Origin of the sequence: Streptomyces sp. SJL17-4 (assembly GCF_036826855.1) — a bacterium.
Taxonomy (GTDB): Bacteria; Actinomycetota; Actinomycetes; order Streptomycetales; family Streptomycetaceae; genus Streptomyces.
Map to the genome: position 1 here is coordinate 2,941,376 of NZ_CP104578.1, position 15,640 is coordinate 2,957,015.

15 protein-coding genes are annotated in these 15,640 nt (G+C 73.3%); 12 read left to right on the plus strand and 3 right to left on the minus strand.

From position 1 onward, the window contains the following. Window positions 1-356: 356 nt before the first annotated feature. Window positions 357-1,148: a protein phosphatase 2C domain-containing protein gene (locus tag N5875_RS12690; protein ID WP_318209206.1), complete on the plus strand. Its 792-nt coding sequence runs from the start codon at window positions 357-359 to the stop codon at window positions 1,146-1,148. 20 nt (window positions 1,149-1,168) lie between these two features. On the opposite strand, the gene N5875_RS12695 is transcribed toward N5875_RS12690, so the two are convergent. Continuing rightward, window positions 1,169-1,591, minus strand: a complete 423-nt coding sequence (locus N5875_RS12695; RefSeq protein WP_318209205.1) for a MarR family transcriptional regulator — start codon at window positions 1,589-1,591, stop codon at window positions 1,169-1,171. A gap of 352 nt (window positions 1,592-1,943) precedes the next feature. Here N5875_RS12695 and N5875_RS12700 point away from each other — a divergent pair, with 352 nt between their 5' ends. Continuing rightward, window positions 1,944-2,774 carry a lysozyme gene (locus N5875_RS12700; protein ID WP_338493681.1) on the plus strand — a complete coding sequence of 277 codons (831 nt, stop codon included), beginning with the start codon at window positions 1,944-1,946 and terminating at the stop codon, window positions 2,772-2,774. Between the two features lie 192 nt (window positions 2,775-2,966). Continuing rightward, window positions 2,967-3,851 (plus strand): lytic polysaccharide monooxygenase, encoded by an 885-nt coding sequence (locus N5875_RS12705; protein WP_338493682.1) that lies wholly within the window; start codon window positions 2,967-2,969, stop codon window positions 3,849-3,851. 141 nt (window positions 3,852-3,992) lie between these two features. Here N5875_RS12705 and N5875_RS12710 read toward each other — a convergent pair whose 3' ends face one another. Together N5875_RS12710 and lon are read right to left on the minus strand one after the other, a co-directional pair. Next, window positions 3,993-4,604 (minus strand): DUF4240 domain-containing protein, encoded by a 612-nt coding sequence (locus tag N5875_RS12710; protein WP_318209202.1) that lies wholly within the window; start codon window positions 4,602-4,604, stop codon window positions 3,993-3,995. Window positions 4,605-4,755: 151 nt separating this feature from the next. Then, window positions 4,756-7,179, minus strand: a complete 2,424-nt coding sequence (lon, locus tag N5875_RS12715) for an endopeptidase La (protein WP_318209201.1) — start codon at window positions 7,177-7,179, stop codon at window positions 4,756-4,758. A gap of 130 nt (window positions 7,180-7,309) precedes the next feature. Here lon and N5875_RS12720 point away from each other — a divergent pair, with 130 nt between their 5' ends. From N5875_RS12720 to N5875_RS12760, 9 genes are all read left to right on the plus strand, one after another. Further along, the gene (locus N5875_RS12720; RefSeq protein ID WP_318209200.1) at window positions 7,310-7,969 is read left to right on the plus strand and encodes a GNAT family N-acetyltransferase; all 660 of its coding nucleotides are present in this window, start codon (window positions 7,310-7,312) and stop codon (window positions 7,967-7,969) included. A gap of 64 nt (window positions 7,970-8,033) precedes the next feature. Beyond that, window positions 8,034-8,654 (plus strand): hypothetical protein, encoded by a 621-nt coding sequence (locus N5875_RS12725; RefSeq protein ID WP_338493687.1) that lies wholly within the window; start codon window positions 8,034-8,036, stop codon window positions 8,652-8,654. Window positions 8,655-8,717: 63 nt separating this feature from the next. Next, the gene (locus N5875_RS12730; protein ID WP_338493689.1) at window positions 8,718-9,353 is read left to right on the plus strand and encodes an RNA polymerase sigma factor; all 636 of its coding nucleotides are present in this window, start codon (window positions 8,718-8,720) and stop codon (window positions 9,351-9,353) included. A gap of 116 nt (window positions 9,354-9,469) precedes the next feature. Continuing rightward, window positions 9,470-10,549 carry a zf-HC2 domain-containing protein gene (locus N5875_RS12735; protein WP_338499157.1) on the plus strand — a complete coding sequence of 360 codons (1,080 nt, stop codon included), beginning with the start codon at window positions 9,470-9,472 and terminating at the stop codon, window positions 10,547-10,549. Further along, window positions 10,546-11,343, plus strand: a complete 798-nt coding sequence (locus N5875_RS12740; protein WP_338493692.1) for an ABC transporter ATP-binding protein — start codon at window positions 10,546-10,548, stop codon at window positions 11,341-11,343. The genes N5875_RS12735 and N5875_RS12740 overlap by 4 nt, the downstream gene beginning before the upstream one ends. Beyond that, the gene (locus tag N5875_RS12745) at window positions 11,340-12,686 is read left to right on the plus strand and encodes a hypothetical protein (RefSeq protein WP_338493694.1); all 1,347 of its coding nucleotides are present in this window, start codon (window positions 11,340-11,342) and stop codon (window positions 12,684-12,686) included. The genes N5875_RS12740 and N5875_RS12745 overlap by 4 nt, the downstream gene beginning before the upstream one ends. Beyond that, window positions 12,683-13,294: a hypothetical protein gene (locus N5875_RS12750; RefSeq protein WP_318209194.1), complete on the plus strand. Its 612-nt coding sequence runs from the start codon at window positions 12,683-12,685 to the stop codon at window positions 13,292-13,294. Before N5875_RS12745 ends, N5875_RS12750 begins: the two co-directional genes overlap by 4 nt. Before the next feature lie 355 nt (window positions 13,295-13,649). Then, entirely contained in the window at window positions 13,650-15,092 is a 1,443-nt protein-coding gene (locus tag N5875_RS12755; protein ID WP_318209242.1) for an MFS transporter, read from the plus strand. An 11-nt stretch (window positions 15,093-15,103) separates the two neighbouring features. After that, window positions 15,104-15,592: a pyridoxamine 5'-phosphate oxidase family protein gene (locus tag N5875_RS12760; protein WP_318209193.1), complete on the plus strand. Its 489-nt coding sequence runs from the start codon at window positions 15,104-15,106 to the stop codon at window positions 15,590-15,592. Window positions 15,593-15,640 lie beyond the last annotated feature (48 nt).

The following is a 15,640-nucleotide window of genomic DNA, read 5'->3' on the forward strand; positions in this document are numbered from 1 at the left end:
CACAAAGCAGAGGTGACGGCCGGTCACATGGAGCGCCCCCACCCCTGGTATGGCTTCCGACCATTCCAGCGCTTCTGGGAAGGGGGCGCGCATCGGCCGCTCCGCCACCCGAACGAGTGAACAACACTCCTGAGTTGGCGAACAACTTCTCCGGGCGGGCCGGACAGACCCCGAAGGGCCCTCGGTTGGATCTTCCGCGCGGGCTTTGGCAGGATGCCCGCCCGCAGCTCCCCGGAGCCCGCCGCTCCGGCTCCCGCGCGGCCTCCGCCGGGTTGGTACAGGCCATTTGCGCACGTTCGCAGGTCCTGTGGAGACGTACGCCGGGAACGTACGCCGCGCCGGGCACACTGGTCGTCATGCGCAGCGACGTCGCCACTCTCCCCGGCAGCCCCGAACGCCCCAACGAGGACTGGGTGGCCGCCGTCCAGCCCGCCTCGGGCGGCGGGGGAACCGTCGTCCTCCTCGACGGCGTGACACCACCGGCCGGTGATGACGGTTGCGTGCACACGGTGCCGTGGTTCACCGCGCGCCTCGGCGGGGCTTTGACCGAACTGTCCGCTTCCCGGCGGGACATGCCCTTGCCCGAGATCCTGTCGCAGGCAATCCGGCGCACCGCGGACGCCCATCGGGACACCTGTGACCTTTCTCACGCCCGTACGCCTCAGGCGACCGTCGTGCTCGCCCGTTGGGACGAGACCTCGGTCGAACACCTCGTCCTCTCCGACTCCGTACTCCTCCTGGAGTCGCCGGACGGGGCCGTACGGGCCGTGCTCGACGACCGGCTCGACCGCGTCCCCGACGAGATCCTGCGGTCGCTCGCGGCGACGGACCGGCTCCGGAACCAGGAGGGCGGCTTCTTCACGGCGGCGGCCGACCCGGCGGTCGCCGGGCGGGCCGTGACGGGAACGAGCCCGCGCGCGGAGGTACGGGCCCTGGCGGCGCTCACGGACGGGGCGAGCCGCTGGGTCGAGCTGTTCGGCGAGGGCGACTGGACGGACTGCTTCGGCGTCCTGCGCGAGGAGGGCACGCTCGGGCTGCTCCACCGCGTGCGCGCCCTGGAGGAGGCGGCCGAGTCGGCCGGCGGGACGCGGCGGGGGAAGCCGCACGACGACGCGACGGCGGTACTGGTGGAGCTGGGGGGCCGCTGAGCCGCGCCGTCGCCGTACGCTCAGCCCTCGAATCTGACGTTGAAGTGGTTCAGGAGGCGGGCGAGTTCGGCGACCTCGGCACGGTCCCAGTCGGCGAGCTTGCGGACGTACCGCTCGCGCCGCGCGTCCCGGACGCTCCGGAAGCGGTCCCGGCCCTCCTCGGTGAGCCGGACCAGCGAGGCGCGGCCGTCGGCGGGGTCGGGGTCGCGGGCGACGAGCCCGAGGTCTTCGAGGGCCCGGAGCTGCCGGCTCATGGTCGCCTTGCCGACCCCGAAGTACCCGGCGAGCTCGGTGGCCCGCTGGGGACCGGCGTCGTCGAGCCGCACGAACAGTCCGTAGGCCGCGGGCTCCAGTTCGGGATGGACCTCACGGGCCATCTCGCCGGACTGGGCACGGGCACGACGCAGGAAGACGGCGAGCTCACGCTCGAGCGCAAGAAACACCGGGTCGACCCCGCCGGTCGGGGCGTGGGGCTCACCGCCGCCGGCCGGCGGGACCCCGCCTTCACTGCCCGTACCGCTTCCGTGCACGTCAGCACCTCCCACACGTTCTCCGGCGACCCGCCGACGGCTTTCCGCCCGCTGAAAGTTTCTTTCGGCCGAGGCCATCGCCGCAGCTCTTCCAGTATTTCGCAGGCTTAGACCAACGGCGGTATCCAGGCCCTCTTCCCGGGCCGGGTCTACGTGCGTAGCGTCGTCCACGGGACCCTGGCTGACATGTCCACACCATGACCTGTCGGCCGGTGTCCAGGACCGTCGACATCGCTCCCCCCACCGATCCTTTCGGAGGCACGCAATGCGTGTGCACAGATCCGGAACGACCCTCGCCGGCGCCGCGCTCGCGGCCCTGGCCCTTCTCGTCCCCCTCGCCGCGTCCGCCGGAGCCACCCAGGCCCCGGGCGCCGGCCAGACACCCCCGCGCGGTTCCGCCAGCATGGGCATGGGCGTCCTCGAGCACGACGGGCGCGGCACCGCTCCTGGTGGCGCCTCCGCGCAGGCCGTCCAGACCGAAGGCGTGGACGTCTCCAGCCACCAGGGCAACGTCGCCTGGTCCACCCTGTGGAACAGCGGCGTCAAGTGGGCCTACGTCAAGGCGACGGAGGGCACCTACTACAAGAACACCTACTTCAACCAGCAGTACACCGGCTCGTACAACGTCGGCATGATCCGGGGCACGTACCACTTCGCGACCCCGGACACGACGACGGGCGCGGCCCAGGCCGACTACTTCGTCAACAACGGCGGCGGCTGGTCGAAGGACGGGAAGACGCTGCCCGGCGTGCTCGACATCGAGTGGAACCCGTACGGCGCGACCTGCTACGGCAAGACCCAGGCCGGGATGGTGGCCTGGATCCGCGACTTCGTGAACCGGTACAAGGTCAGGACCGGCCGGGACGCCGTGATCTACACGGCGACCAGCTGGTGGACGCAGTGCACCGGCAACTCCTCCGCCTTCGCCACGACCAACCCTCTGTGGATCGCGCGGTACGCGTCGACGGTGGGCGAACTCCCGGCCGGCTGGCAGTACTACACGATGTGGCAGTACACCTCCTCCGGCCCGACGGTCGGCGACCACAACCACTTCAACGGCGACCTCTCGCGGGTGCAGGCGCTGGCCAACGGCTGACGCCTTCCGCGTACGGCGGCCCTCGGGTGTGCGGCGGCACCCCGGGGGCCGCTCGGGCTTTTCCGGCCCTCCCCCTTGCCTATTGGTATGGACCAATGCGACGCTCTACGGCGATCGCCCGGGATTCAACTTCCGTGCGCTCAGCGCGCGTTGCTCGTCCGTCCTCCCCCACGCACGAGAGAGAGCCCCCGCATGCAGTCCACCCGCCGCACCGCCGCCGGCGTCGCCGCCCTGTCCGCAGCCGCGGCCCTGGTCACCCTCACCCCCACCCCCGCCAGTGCCCACGGAGCCGTCTTCAACCCCGTGAGCCGCGTCGCCGCCTGTTACGCGGAGGGCCCCGAGACCCCCAAGTCGCAGGTGTGCAAGGACCTCGTCGCCGACTCCGGCACCCAGCCGCTCTACGACTGGAACGAGGTCAACATCGCCAACGCCGCCGGGCAGCACCAGGCCCTCATCCCGGACGGCAAGCTCTGCTCGGCGAACCGCGAGAAGTACCGGGCGCTCGACTGGGCGCGCACCGACTGGCCGGCGACGGCGGTCGCGGCGGGCGGCTTCGACTTCAAGGTCCGGGTGACGGCCGCCCACTCCGGCACCATGACCGTCTACATCACCAAGCCGGGCTTCGACCCCACGCAGCCGCTGAAGTGGTCGGACCTGGACGCGACCCCCGTCGCCGTCCACCACACCACCCGCACGGCCACCGACGGCTTCTACACCTTCACGGGGAACCTCCCCGCCCGCACCGGCCGCCACATCGTCTACAAGGTGTGGCAGCGCAACGACAGCCCCGAGGCCTTCTACAGCTGCTCGGACGTCACCTTCGGCGGTACGGCCGCACAGGCGGCCACGACGACGGTGCAGGCCCCGACCGAGGCGAAGATCGCGGCGGGCGCGTCGCAGTCCACCGTGAGCCACGCGGGTCACGGCGGCGACGAGCAGGCCCCGGCCCTCTCCGCCGAGACGGCCGAGACCCCCGCCTCGCCGCTGCCCATGGCCCTCGCGGGCGCGGGCGCCCTCGCCGCCTTCGGCGCGGGCAGCCTGCTCCTGGGCCGCCGCCGGAACTCGTCGGCCTCCTAGAGGTCCAGAGGTCGGCCGGAATCCTCCGGCTCCCGGGGCTCGGGTCCCGAGCTCCGGGAGCCGGGGCTCGTTCCCGAGCTCCGGGAGCCGGGGCTCGTTCCCGAGCTCCGGGAGCCGGGGCTCGGTCCGGTCCCGAGAGTCCTAGGAGCCGGGCGTGCCGAGCGGGAAGAGGGCGGCGAGCCGGGATGCCGCCACCCCCTCCGGACGGGAGCCCCGTGTCTCGCCGCCTTCTTCCCACTCCTCCTCGAAGTCCCCCGAGAGCTCGTCCGCGAGCTCCTCGGCACGTTCGTCGACGGCGTCGTCGAACTCCTCGCCGTCGTCGTCCTCCTGGCCGGTCAGCTCGTCGTACGCGTCCTGCGCGACGTAGTCGAGCCCCTCCCACTCCGGCCACTCGTCGTCGTCCCACTCGTCCGGGTGCCGGCCCACCAGGGCCCGTATCCCCGGCACGTCGGCCAGCGCGTCGGGGTCGGCGACGACCGAGTCGTACACCTTCCTCCCCTGCCCGACCAGCCAGAGGGTGAAGTAGTGGAAGCCGTCGTCGCTGCAGGCTCCGCTCTCGATCCGGTTCGCGGCGCGCCACAGCGCGCGCGTGCCCGCGACCTCGCAGGCGTCGTCGAGACGCACCTGGAACTCCACACTCTCGGCCGGCGGGCGCCGGAGCAACTCCGCCCGCAGCCACTCCGTCCGCTCCTCCAGGTCACCGGTGCGGCGGCTCAACTCGTCGATGAGGGCCCAGAAGGCGTCTTCGTTCATGCGTACGAGCATGACACCCCCGGCTGACATCCGGGTGACGATTTACCTGCGAGTACGCGCACACGACGCAGGGCATGACGGAGCGGGGTGCCCCCTGTCGAGGACACCCCGCTCCGTCTCTCCGTCTCTCCGTCCCACGGGAGTTACGTCGTTACGCCGCCGCCACTCCCACCGGCACCGCCGCCGGCACCAGGGCGATCTCCAGGACCTGGCGGACGTCCGTCACCGGGTGGACCTCCAGCTTCTCCAGGATCTCGGCCGGGACGTCGTCCAGGTCGGCCTCGTTCCGCTTGGGGATCACGACCGTGGTGATGCCCGCCCGGTGCGCGGCGAGGAGCTTCTGCTTCACGCCGCCGATCGGGAGGACCCGGCCGGTGAGGGAGACCTCGCCGGTCATGGCCACGTCCGTACGGACGAGCCGCCCGCTCAGCAGGGAGGCGAGGGCGGTCGTCATGGTGACGCCCGCGCTCGGGCCGTCCTTGGGGACCGCGCCCGCGGGGAAGTGGATGTGCACGCCCCGGTCCTTCAGTCCGGTGACGGGCAGTTCCAGTTCCGCGCCGTGCGAGCGGAGGAAGGAGAGCGCGATCTGCGCCGACTCCTTCATCACGTCGCCCAGCTGGCCGGTGAGGGTCAGCCCGGCGGCGCCGGTCTCCGGGTCGGCCAGGGAGGCCTCGACGAAGAGGACGTCACCGCCCGCGCCGGTCACGGCGAGCCCGGTGGCGACACCCGGCACGGCGGTACGGCGCTCCGCCGGGTCCTGGGCCGACTCCGGTACGTGGTGCGGCCGCCCGATGAGCTCGCGCAGGTCGTCGGGACCGACCGAGAACGGCAGCTCGCGGTCGCCCAGTTCGTGCTGGGCCGCGACCTTGCGGAGCAGCCGGGAGATGGCCCGCTCCAGGGTGCGGACGCCCGCCTCACGGGTGTACTCGCCGGCCAGCCTGCGCAGGCTCGCGTCCTCCAGGACGACCTCGCCGGGCTCCAGGCCCGCGCGCTCCAGCTGCCGGGGCAGCAGGTGGTCACGGGCGATGACGACCTTCTCGTCCTCCGTGTAGCCGTCGAGCCTGACCAGCTCCATGCGGTCGAGCAGGGCTTCCGGGATGGCTTCGAGGACGTTGGCGGTGGCCAGGAAGACGACGTCGGAGAGGTCGAGTTCGACCTCCAGGTAGTGGTCGCGGAAGGTGTGGTTCTGCGCCGGGTCGAGGACTTCGAGGAGGGCCGCCGCGGGGTCGCCGCGGAAGTCGGAGCCGACCTTGTCGATCTCGTCGAGCAGGACCACCGGGTTCATGGACCCGGCCTCCTTGATGGCGCGGACGATCCGGCCGGGCAGGGCGCCGACGTAGGTCCTGCGGTGGCCGCGGATCTCCGCCTCGTCCCGTACGCCGCCGAGGGCGACCCGGACGAACTCGCGTCCCATCGCGTGCGCGACGGACTCGCCGAGCGAGGTCTTGCCGACGCCGGGCGGGCCGACCAGGGCGAGGACGGCTCCGCCTCGGCGGCCGCCGACGACGCCGAGGCCGCGGTCGGCGCGCCGCTTGCGCACCGCCAGGTACTCGGTGATCCGCTCCTTCACGTCGTCCAGGCCGGCGTGCTCGGCGTCGAGGACGGCGCGGGCGCCGCGGATGTCGTACCGGTCCTCGGTCCGCTCGTTCCAGGGCAGTTCGAGGATGGTGTCGAGCCAGGTGCGGATCCAGGAGCCCTCGGGGGACTGGTCGCTGGACCGCTCCAGCTTCTCGACCTCCTTGAGGGCGGCCTCGCGGACCTTCTCGGGCAGGTCGGCGGCCTCCACGCGGGCGCGGTAGTCGTCGGACTCGTCCGCTGCGTCCTTGGCGGACTCGCCGTTGAGGTCGCGAAGCTCCTTGCGTACGGCTTCGAGCTGGCGGCGGAGCAGGAACTCGCGCTGCTGCTTGTCGACGCCCTCCTGGACGTCCTTGGCGATGGTCTCGGCGACGTCCTGCTCGGCGAGGTGCTCGCGGAGCTGGGCGGTGGCGAGCTTGAGGCGGGCGACCGGGTCGGCGGTCTCCAGGAGCGCGACCTTCTGCTCGACGGTGAGGAAGGGCGAGTATCCGGAGTTGTCGGCGAGGGCGCCGATGCCGTCGATCTGCTGGACGCGGTCGACGACCTGCCAGGCACCGCGCTTCTTGAGCCAGCTGGTGGCGAGCGCCTTGTACTCCTTGATCAGGTCGGTGACCTGACCGGGCAGCGGGTCCGGCAGGGCCTCCTCGACGGTGCTGCCCTCGACCCACAGGGCCGCGCCGGGTCCGGTCGTACCGGCGCCGATGCGCACGCGGCCGATGCCGCGGATCAGGGCGCCGGGGTCGCCGTCGGACAGCCGTCCGACCTGCTCGACGGTGCCCAGGACGCCGGTCCCGGCGTAGGTCCCGTCGACGCGGGGCACGAGCAGCACCCGCGGCTTGCCCGCTCCGGGCCGCGCGGCGGCCTGGGCGGCCTCCACCGCGGCACGGACGTCGTTGTCGGACAGGTCGAGCGGCACCACCATTCCGGGCAGCACGACCTCGTCGTCAAGCGGCAGTACGGGCAGAGTGAGCGGCACGGACGGCTTGGAGTCGGAAGCCATGATCTCCCCTTCGGCAGTCAAGTTGAGCTATGCCGACTCAATGCATGTGAGCCCATGAATGTTCCCGGACGCCCGTTCGCTCTGAGCGATCACCCTCGCGCAGGCTGTTCTCGGCCGATGTAATGCCTGCATGGATATCGCAGCTCTTACATCGGCGTGGGTGACGGGCTGGACCGTCTCCCGCGGGACCCCGGCCGCCGTCGACGAGCCCTGGGGCCACCGGATCGACGTGGGGCTGCCCCGGCACGTCGTACGGCATGTACTGCCCGCCCCCGACGCGGCCACGGTCGGCGCGCTCTGCGCCCGGCTCACCACCCCGTACAGCTGGCTCAAGATCATGGCGGGGCCCGAGGACGCGCACGCGTGGATCACGGAGGGATGGACGGTCCCCGACGACCCGGGCTTCATGATGGTCAAGCCGCTGGACCCCGGCGCCCGGCCCGCACCGCCCGAGGGGTACGCGCGGACCACCGAGGTCCGGGACGGTGTCATCCGGGTCCGCGTCCTGGCACCCGACGGCACCCTCGCCGCCCGCGGCCAGATCGCCCCGACCGGTTCCACGGCCGTCGCCGACCAGATCGAGACCGATCCCGCGCACCGTCGGCGCGGCCTCGGCGCCAACGTCATGCGCACCCTGGAGGCGGCCGCCGCCCAGGCCGGCGCCGAGACCGGGGTGCTCTCCGCGACCACGGACGGCCTCGCGCTGTACGACTCCCTCGACTGGCGCTACCGGGGGCCGCTGACCGGCATCGTCCGGGACGGCGGCGGTACCGGTCCCGGGACCGGCTGACGGCTCGGACCCGAACCTGACCGTCCGGCTGCGCGCGGTGCCCGTCACCCGGCATGCTCGGTCCATGGTGCGAGGCGTACGGGGCACGTGGTGCGGGACCCTGCTTCTGGTCGGGGTCCTGGTCGGCGGTACGAGCGGCTGCGGGCCGGAGACGCCGCCCGCGCCGGGCGGGCCGCCCTCGCGGGTGAGCGGAGCGCCCTCGGGGTCGAGCGAACCGGCCGAGCCGAGCACCGCGACGCCCTCCGGTGCCACGACGACTCCCGGCGCCACGACGACCCCCGGGGCAACGACAGTGCCGGGCGCCACCACGGCGCCCGGCGCTCCCACAGCGGACCCCCACCCGGCCGAGGTCCTCGTCGAGGTCGTCGTCAACGGCGGCCTCGCCGGAGTCCGCAACCAGCTCGTCGTCCACTACGACGGCTCCTGGACCAGCCGCTCCGGCACCAAGCCGCCCCGCACCGGCCGGCAGACCCCCGCCGAGGCCGCCGAGCTCCGGGCCGCCCTGGAGGACCCCGCGTACGCCCGGGTCCCGGAGCGGCCGACGGGCGGCCCGGTCTTCGACGGCTTCCAGTACTACGTGACGTACCGCCACCGCCTCGTCGTCGCGGGCGACGGCGAGCGCCCGGCCGCGCTCCAGCGGGTCTTCGCCGCCCTCCCGGAGGGCGGCCCGCCGACGAACCCGTGAACCGTGAACCGAACCGGGGCGATCGCGTGAACCGAACCGGGGCACGCGCGCGATAGAGAAGGCGTGAGACTGTTGCGCCCCGCAGGGGGAGGCCCCGCCGGGGGCGACGAGGACGACGACACGGCGCTGCTGCGCGCGGTCGCCCGGGGGGACTCCGAGGCGCTCGCCGTGCTGTACGACCGGCACGCCGGCTGGCTGCACGCGCGCCTCGCCCGGCGCTGCGCGGACGAGGAGACCGTACGGGAGGTCCTCCAGGACACCTTCGTCACGGTCTGGCGCTCGGCCGGCGGCCACCGGGGCCGGGGCGAGGCCGGCGGCTGGATCTGGGTGATCGCGGCCCGGCGGCTGGTGGACGCGCAGCGGGCCCGGGCCCGCGCGGAACGCGTCGTGGAACGGGCGGCCGAACACGCCGCCGTACCCACGGAGCCGCCCGCCGCCACCTCCTCCGCCGAGGACCGGGTGCTCGCCGGACTGGAGTACGGGGAGGTCGGCGCGGCCCTCGACCGGATCTCGCCCGAACTCGCCGAGGTCCTGCGGGCGACCGTCGTCGACGGCCTGACGACCCGCGAGACCGCCCGGCTCCTCGGCATACCCGAGGGCACGGTCAAGACCCGCGCCCTGCGCGCCCGCCGCGAGCTGCGCGCCGCGCTCGGAGCGGCCCACCCCGGCGGCCCACACGCCTTGGGAGGCACCGCATGACGACACAGCGCCCCCCTGTCGACGGCCTCGGGAGCCCCCGGCTCCCCTGGCACGTCTCCGACGACCTCGCGCGCCGGTACGCCGACGGGTCCGCCGCAGAGACCGATGCCTGGTCGCTGGAGAAGCACGTCGAGTCCTGCGCGGGCTGCGCGGGCCGCGTCTCGGCCGCCGTACGGGCCGGAACGGCCGGCCCGGTACTCGAGAGCGTCCGCGCCGAGCTGCTGGCGTCGCTCGGGCACGGTCCGGCGCCGGAGGGCACCCGGGCCGCCCGCCCGGGTGCCCACGGACCCCGGACCGAACCCGCCACGTCCCACGGACGCCGGACCGAATCCGCCACGTCCCTCGGACGCCGGTTCGCAGCCGCCGCCTTCCTCGGACGCCGACCCGGGTCCGCCGCCTCGCTCGGCACCCGACCCGAATCCGCCGCACCTCTCGGCACCCGGCCCACATCCGCCGTACCTCTCGAACGCCGACCCGAATCCGCCGCCTCGCTCAGCGCCCGGCCCGCCCGCGTCTCGCCCGCTCCCGCCCCGCCCGCGCTCGCCCCGCCGACCCCGCCCGCCCCCACCCCCCTCGGCCGGTGGGCCAGGCTCTGGTGGGCCGTCGGGCCCGCTCTCCGCGGGTCCTGGCTGGTGGCCGTGCTGCTGGTCGTCGGCGGGGCTTTCGGGCTCGCGTACGGAGCCGGGGTCCAAGGGACACGGAATCTGCTGCTCGCCCTCTCGCCCCTCCTTCCGCTCGCCGGTGTCGCCGTCTCGTACGGACGTCACGCCGACCCGCTGTACGAGATCACCGCCGCCACCCCGTCCGGCGGGCTGCGGCTGCTGCTCACCCGTACCGCCGCCGTCCTCGCCGTGTGCGTACCGCTGCTGACCGCCGGCGGCGCGCTGCTGCCGCCGGTGGCCGGCTTCCCGGGGGCGGCCGCCTGGCTGCTTCCCGGTCTGGCGCTGACCCTGGCCACGCTCGCGCTCGGCTCGTTCGTCGGCTGCCGGGCGGCGGCCGCGACGCTCGGCGCCGGGTGGCTGCTCGCCGTCACGGGTCCGCTGCTCGAACCCGCGGACACGGCCGCCTCGGCCACCGCGCTCGCCCCGTACTTCTCCGGCCCCGCCGCCCAAGGGGGGTGGGCCGCCGCCGCGCTGGCCTGCGCGGCCCTCCTCGCGGTGCGGCGCCGTTCCTTCGACCACCTGGAGTCCCGGTGAACCCCTCGACCGCCGTCGCGGTGAGCGGACTGACCGTCCGCCACCGCCGTACCGTCGCCCTCGACCGGCTCGATCTGTCCCTCGGTCCCGGCGTCCACGGCCTGCTCGGCCCGAACGGCGCGGGCAAGACCTCCCTCATCCGGGTCCTCGCGACCGTCGCCGCGCCCTCCTCCGGCCGGGTGGAGCTGCTCGGCGGGGACGCCACCAGCCACCGTGAACGTACCGACATCAGGCGCCGACTCGGCTATCTGCCACAGGAGTTCGGCTACTACCCGGCCTTCACCGTGCGGGAGTTCGTGGCCTACGTCGCATGGCTCAAGGAGGTACCGGCCGGCCGCGTCCCGGCAGCGGTCGAGCGCGCGGTGGCGCGGGTCGGGCTCGGCGACCGGATCGACGCAAGGATGAAGACACTGTCGGGCGGCATGGTCCGGCGCGCCGGAATCGCCCAGGCCATCGTGAACGAACCGGAGTTGCTGCTGCTCGACGAGCCGACCGCCGGCCTCGATCCGGAGCAGCGGGTCGATTTCCGTTCGCTGCTACGGGAGTTGGGCTCGGAGGCGACGGTGGTGGTCTCCACGCACCTGGTGGAGGACGTGGCCGCGGCCTGCACCGACGTCGCCCTCATCGAGGCGGGCCGCCTCGCCTTCCAGGGCTCGACGGCCGAACTCACCGCCCTCGGCGGGGAGTCCACCGACGGCGACGACTCCACGACCCACGCCGTCGAGCGCGGCTACACGGCCGCCCTGCACGCCCACCGAGCCCCCTCGGACGCCGCGAAGGGAGCACTCCGGTGACCGCCACCCTCACCCCGCCCCCGGCCTCGACCCCTCCCTCGCCCCGGACCGCCGGAAGGGCCACCCGCACGCCGAAGCCCGTTCTCATCGAGCTGCGCCGCGGGCTCGGCCCCTGGACCGGTGCCGCCGTCCTCCTCACCATCCTCGTGACGATGTACGGCAAGGCCCCCGGCTGGCAGGGGCGTTGGGCCGATGCCACCAACATGCTGCACGTGACCACCGGGATGCTCGTCGGGCCGCTCGCGCTCGCAGCGGGCTGCTGGCAGGGCGGCCGGGACCGACGGCGCGGGACGCTGGACCTCTGGGAGTCCGCGCCCCGTTCGCCACTCCGCCGCCTGTTCGTCGCGGTCGCCCCGTCGGCGCTCTGGCCGGCCGCGGGGGTGCTCCTCGGCGACGCCGTCTGTCTCCTCGCGACCTGGCCGTACGCCTCCGGCGGCCGTCCCTTCCTCGAACTCCTCGCCGCCGACGCGGTCGCCGTCGCCGCCCTGGGCGCGATCGGCCATGTCGTCGGACGTACGGTCCGCTGGCGGCTGACGGCCCCGCTCCTGGGCATCATCGGGTACGTCGGGCTCGGGATCGGCGCGTACAGCCACCAACCCGTCCGTTGGCTCAGCCCCGCCTCGGAGCACCAGTTCCTCTGGGACCGGCCGGTGTGGTGGTTCGGTCCGGTGTCGATGGCGTGGACGGCCGGACTCGCGCTCACCGCGCTCCTGGCGTACGGCCTCCGCCGGGCGCGGCTGCGACCGCTGGCCCTGGTCCCGCTGGCCGTTGCGGTCGCCGCCGCCGCTCTGATCCTGCGCCTGCCGACGGACGAGGGCCCGTGGCGCCCGGACCCGGCCCTGGCCCGCCCGCTCTGCGACGACGGCACACCGCAGGTCTGCCTCACGGCCGTGGACGAACGCCTGCTGCCGGAGGTGTCGGCGGCGCTCGCCCCGCTCAACGCGCGCCTCAAGGGGCTGCCCGGCGCCCCGGTCCGCTGGGTCGGCGGCCCGTTCGGACCCGCGCGCCCCGGGGACGTCGAACTGCCCGACGCGGCGGCGGACGCGGTGCGCGGCCGGCTTCCGCACCCGGATCTGTATCTGAACTCGGCGGTGTCGTGGCTGTTCTCGGACACGTGCGAGCCGGGTGACGGCACGGGTCGGGACGCGGAGCGGGCGAGCATCATCAACCTCGCCGTCATCGAGTGGCTGGCGCCGACGCCCTTGGGCTACGGCCCCGATCCGACCGTCGTCCGGCCGTACATCGACCGCCTCCGGGCCAAGTCGCCTGCCGCCCAACGCGATTACCTGGGCCGCTATCTGGCGGCGAACACCTGTCACCCCGACGAGGTGCCGGTCCCGTGAGGTCCTCGTCCCTGCTCTATCTGCGCTCCCGCGCCCTGCCCGGCGCCCTGGCCGCCCTCGCCGGAACGGCGGTGGCCGCCGCCTGGGCGGCCCGGTGGCTGGAGTCGCTGCCCGACTTCGACCACACGGCCCGGCTGCCGGTCGTCGTCCTCGGCCCGCTGCTCGCGGCCGCCGCGATCGGCGCCAGCCTCCACACGCCGAGCGACGAGCTGGACCGTACGGCGGTACGCGCCTGGTGGCCGCGCCGTCTCGCCCATGTGCTCGCCCCGGCCGTCCTCGCCGTCGCGCTGCTGGCCCTGGCGGTGCCGGGGCACGCGGAGGAGTTCGGCGCGCTCGCGGCCGTACGCAACACCCTCGGCCTGGTGGGGGTGGCGGCGGGCGCCGCCGCTGTCACCGGCGCCCGGCTGAGCTGGATGCCGCCGGCCTTCTTCGTGGGCACCGTCTATCTCGCGGCCCCGTCCGCCCCGGGCGGCGGGGCCCAGTGGTGGGCCTGGGTGATGCAGCCGGGCACCCAGGCGGGAGCGTGGACGGTGGCGGTCGCCACGCTCGTGGCGGGCACGGGCCTGCACGCGTGGCGAGGCGCTCGGCGGGTGACCGGCGAGTCCTGAGCGACAGCGCGGCGGGTGACCGGCGAGCCCTGAGCAACAGCGCGGCGGGCGGCGAGTCCTGAGGAAGCGCCCGCCGTACGGTCGGTACCCGTGAAGTAACCGGATGACTTCGAAGTGCCTTCTTCCCCGAATCTCCGCCGTGCCGCAGGATTTCCACATCGACGCGTGGGAATCCCGCGGCACGGCTTTCTCCTTGTGCCGCGCCCCCTGTCGGGCCGGCTTCTCACGCGGACTTCAAGGGAACGCCACTCGCCTGCCGCAGGAATGCGGCTGATTCCCCACGACTATTCCTTCGCGCACAAGGAGCAATTCTGTGTCCACCCCACAATCCCCGTCGAGCAGCGGTACGGAGCGCATGAGCGGGCGCGCATGGGGCGTGCTGTTCGTGCTGTGCGGCGCGATCTTCCTCGAAGGCATCGACGTGGCCATGCTCAATGTGGCCCTGCCGTCGATCCGCGAGGACCTGGACATGTCGACCGGCATGCTCCAGTGGGTGATGAGCGCCTACGTCCTCGGTTACGGCGGGTTCATGCTGCTGGGCGGCCGGGCCGCCGACCTGTTCGGACGCCGCCGGATGTTCGTCTTCTGGCTCGTCGTCTTCCTGCTCTTCTCCGGCCTCGGCGGGTTCGCCACCGAGGGCTGGATGCTCATCGTGGCCCGCTTCGTGACCGGTGTCGCCGCCGCGTTCATGACCCCGGCCGGTCTGTCCATCATCACCACGAGTTTCGACGAGGGCCCTCAGCGCAACAAGGCCCTGCTCGTCTACTCCGGCACCGCGGCCGGCGGCTTCTCGATCGGCCTCGTCGTGGGCGGCCTGCTGGCCGCTGTCGACTGGCGCTGGGTGTTCTTCGCGCCGGTCGTCCTCAGCTTCCTCATCCTGATCGCCGCGATCGCCCTCATTCCCAGGTCGCCGCGCCCGGACCGCACGGGCCAGGGCGTCGACCTGGCGGGCGCGATCAGCGTCACCGGCGGCATCCTGCTCCTCGTCTTCGGCGTCGAGCGTGCCGCGCACGTCCCGGTGGCCACGACGATCGGCACGGTCGCGGCGAGCCTGGTGCTGTTCCTGGTCTTCGTCGCCGTCGAGCGCAGGTCGTCCTCGCCGCTGGTGCGCCTGGGCATCTTCCGCAACGGTTCGCTGGTCCGCGCCAACCTGGCCGGCCTGCTCTTCGCCGCGGGCTTCTTCGGCTTCCAGTTCATCGCGGTGCTCTATCTGCAGGAGCTGCGCGGCTGGTCGACCCTGCAGACCAGTTTCGCCCTCATCGTCATCGGTGTGGACGCGATCCTCTCCCCCACCCTCACCCCCCGGCTCGTGGCCAGGTTCGGCAACGCCCGGGTGATCTTCGGCGGTCTGCTCCTCGCCGCCCTGTCCTACGCGCTGTTCCTGCCGGTCGGCGCGGACTGGACGTACCTGGCGATGTTCCCGAGCCTGATCATCCTGGGACTGGCCTTCTCCCTGGCCTACGGGCCGCTGACCATCGTCGCCACCGACGGGATCGCCGAGGAGGAGCAGGGCGTCGCCGGCGGTCTGCTGTACACGTCCTTCCAGTTCGGCGCCGCGCTCGGGCTGTCCACCGTCGCCGCGGTGAACATCGCGGCCACGGACGGCAGCTCGCCGGCGGCGCTCCTCGACGGCTACCGGGCCGCCCTGGTCGTGCCGCTCGTCGCCGCCCTCGTGGCCGCCCTCATCAGCGCCTTCGGCCTCCGTGGCCGGGCGGGGGCGACCGGCGCCGGATCCGAACCCGTACCCGTACCCGTACCGGCGGAAGTTCCCCGTCCGACCGAGCGCGTCGACGTGTGACAGGAATCGATATGGCCACCCGTGTGGAATCCTTCTCGGAAATCGAAGAGAAATTCAACGCCTATATCCAGGACATCGTCTACTGCACCATGATCACGGTGGACAGTACGTCGCGCCCCAGGGCCCGAGTGCTGCTGCCCGTCTGGGAAGTGGTGGACGGAAAGCCGGTCGGCTGGCTCGCCGCCTACAAGACGCCCGTCAAGGTGGCGCATCTGGCGAACAACCCGCACACCACCTACTCGTACTGGAACCCCCGCCAGAACGCCGTGTTCATCGACAGCGTCTCCACCTGGGCGGAGGACCGGCAGAGCAGGCAGCACGCCTGGGACCTCTACCGCGCGGGAAGCCCCGCGGGCGTCGGGTACGACCCCGTCCGATTCTGGCGCGGTGGTCCCGAGGACCCCGAGTACCACGTCCTGCGCATCGACCCGTGGAGGGTGCAGGTGCTCCGCGGCTCGGACCTCAGCAGCCGCATCTGGACGGACGGGGCCCGGCGCTGAACTCGGGGTTTGTCCCCACCGCCGCCGCCCCGCGAGGATGGCCGGGGA

Excerpts from the sequence above, each read along its gene's own strand:
- N5875_RS12690 (WP_318209206.1), top strand. The coding sequence starts at position 357 with ATGCGCAGCGACGTCGCCACTCTCCCCGGCAGCCCCGAACGCCCCAAC.
- N5875_RS12700 (WP_338493681.1), top strand. The coding sequence starts at position 1,944 with ATGCGTGTGCACAGATCCGGAACGACCCTCGCCGGCGCCGCGCTCGCG.
- N5875_RS12705 (WP_338493682.1), top strand. The coding sequence starts at position 2,967 with ATGCAGTCCACCCGCCGCACCGCCGCCGGCGTCGCCGCCCTGTCCGCA.
- N5875_RS12710 (WP_318209202.1), bottom strand. The coding sequence starts at position 4,604 with ATGAACGAAGACGCCTTCTGGGCCCTCATCGACGAGTTGAGCCGCCGC.
- lon (WP_318209201.1), bottom strand. The coding sequence starts at position 7,179 with ATGGCTTCCGACTCCAAGCCGTCCGTGCCGCTCACTCTGCCCGTACTG.
- N5875_RS12720 (WP_318209200.1), top strand. The coding sequence starts at position 7,310 with ATGGATATCGCAGCTCTTACATCGGCGTGGGTGACGGGCTGGACCGTC.
- N5875_RS12725 (WP_338493687.1), top strand. The coding sequence starts at position 8,034 with ATGGTGCGAGGCGTACGGGGCACGTGGTGCGGGACCCTGCTTCTGGTC.
- N5875_RS12755 (WP_318209242.1), top strand. The coding sequence starts at position 13,650 with ATGAGCGGGCGCGCATGGGGCGTGCTGTTCGTGCTGTGCGGCGCGATC.
- N5875_RS12760 (WP_318209193.1), top strand. The coding sequence starts at position 15,104 with ATGGCCACCCGTGTGGAATCCTTCTCGGAAATCGAAGAGAAATTCAAC.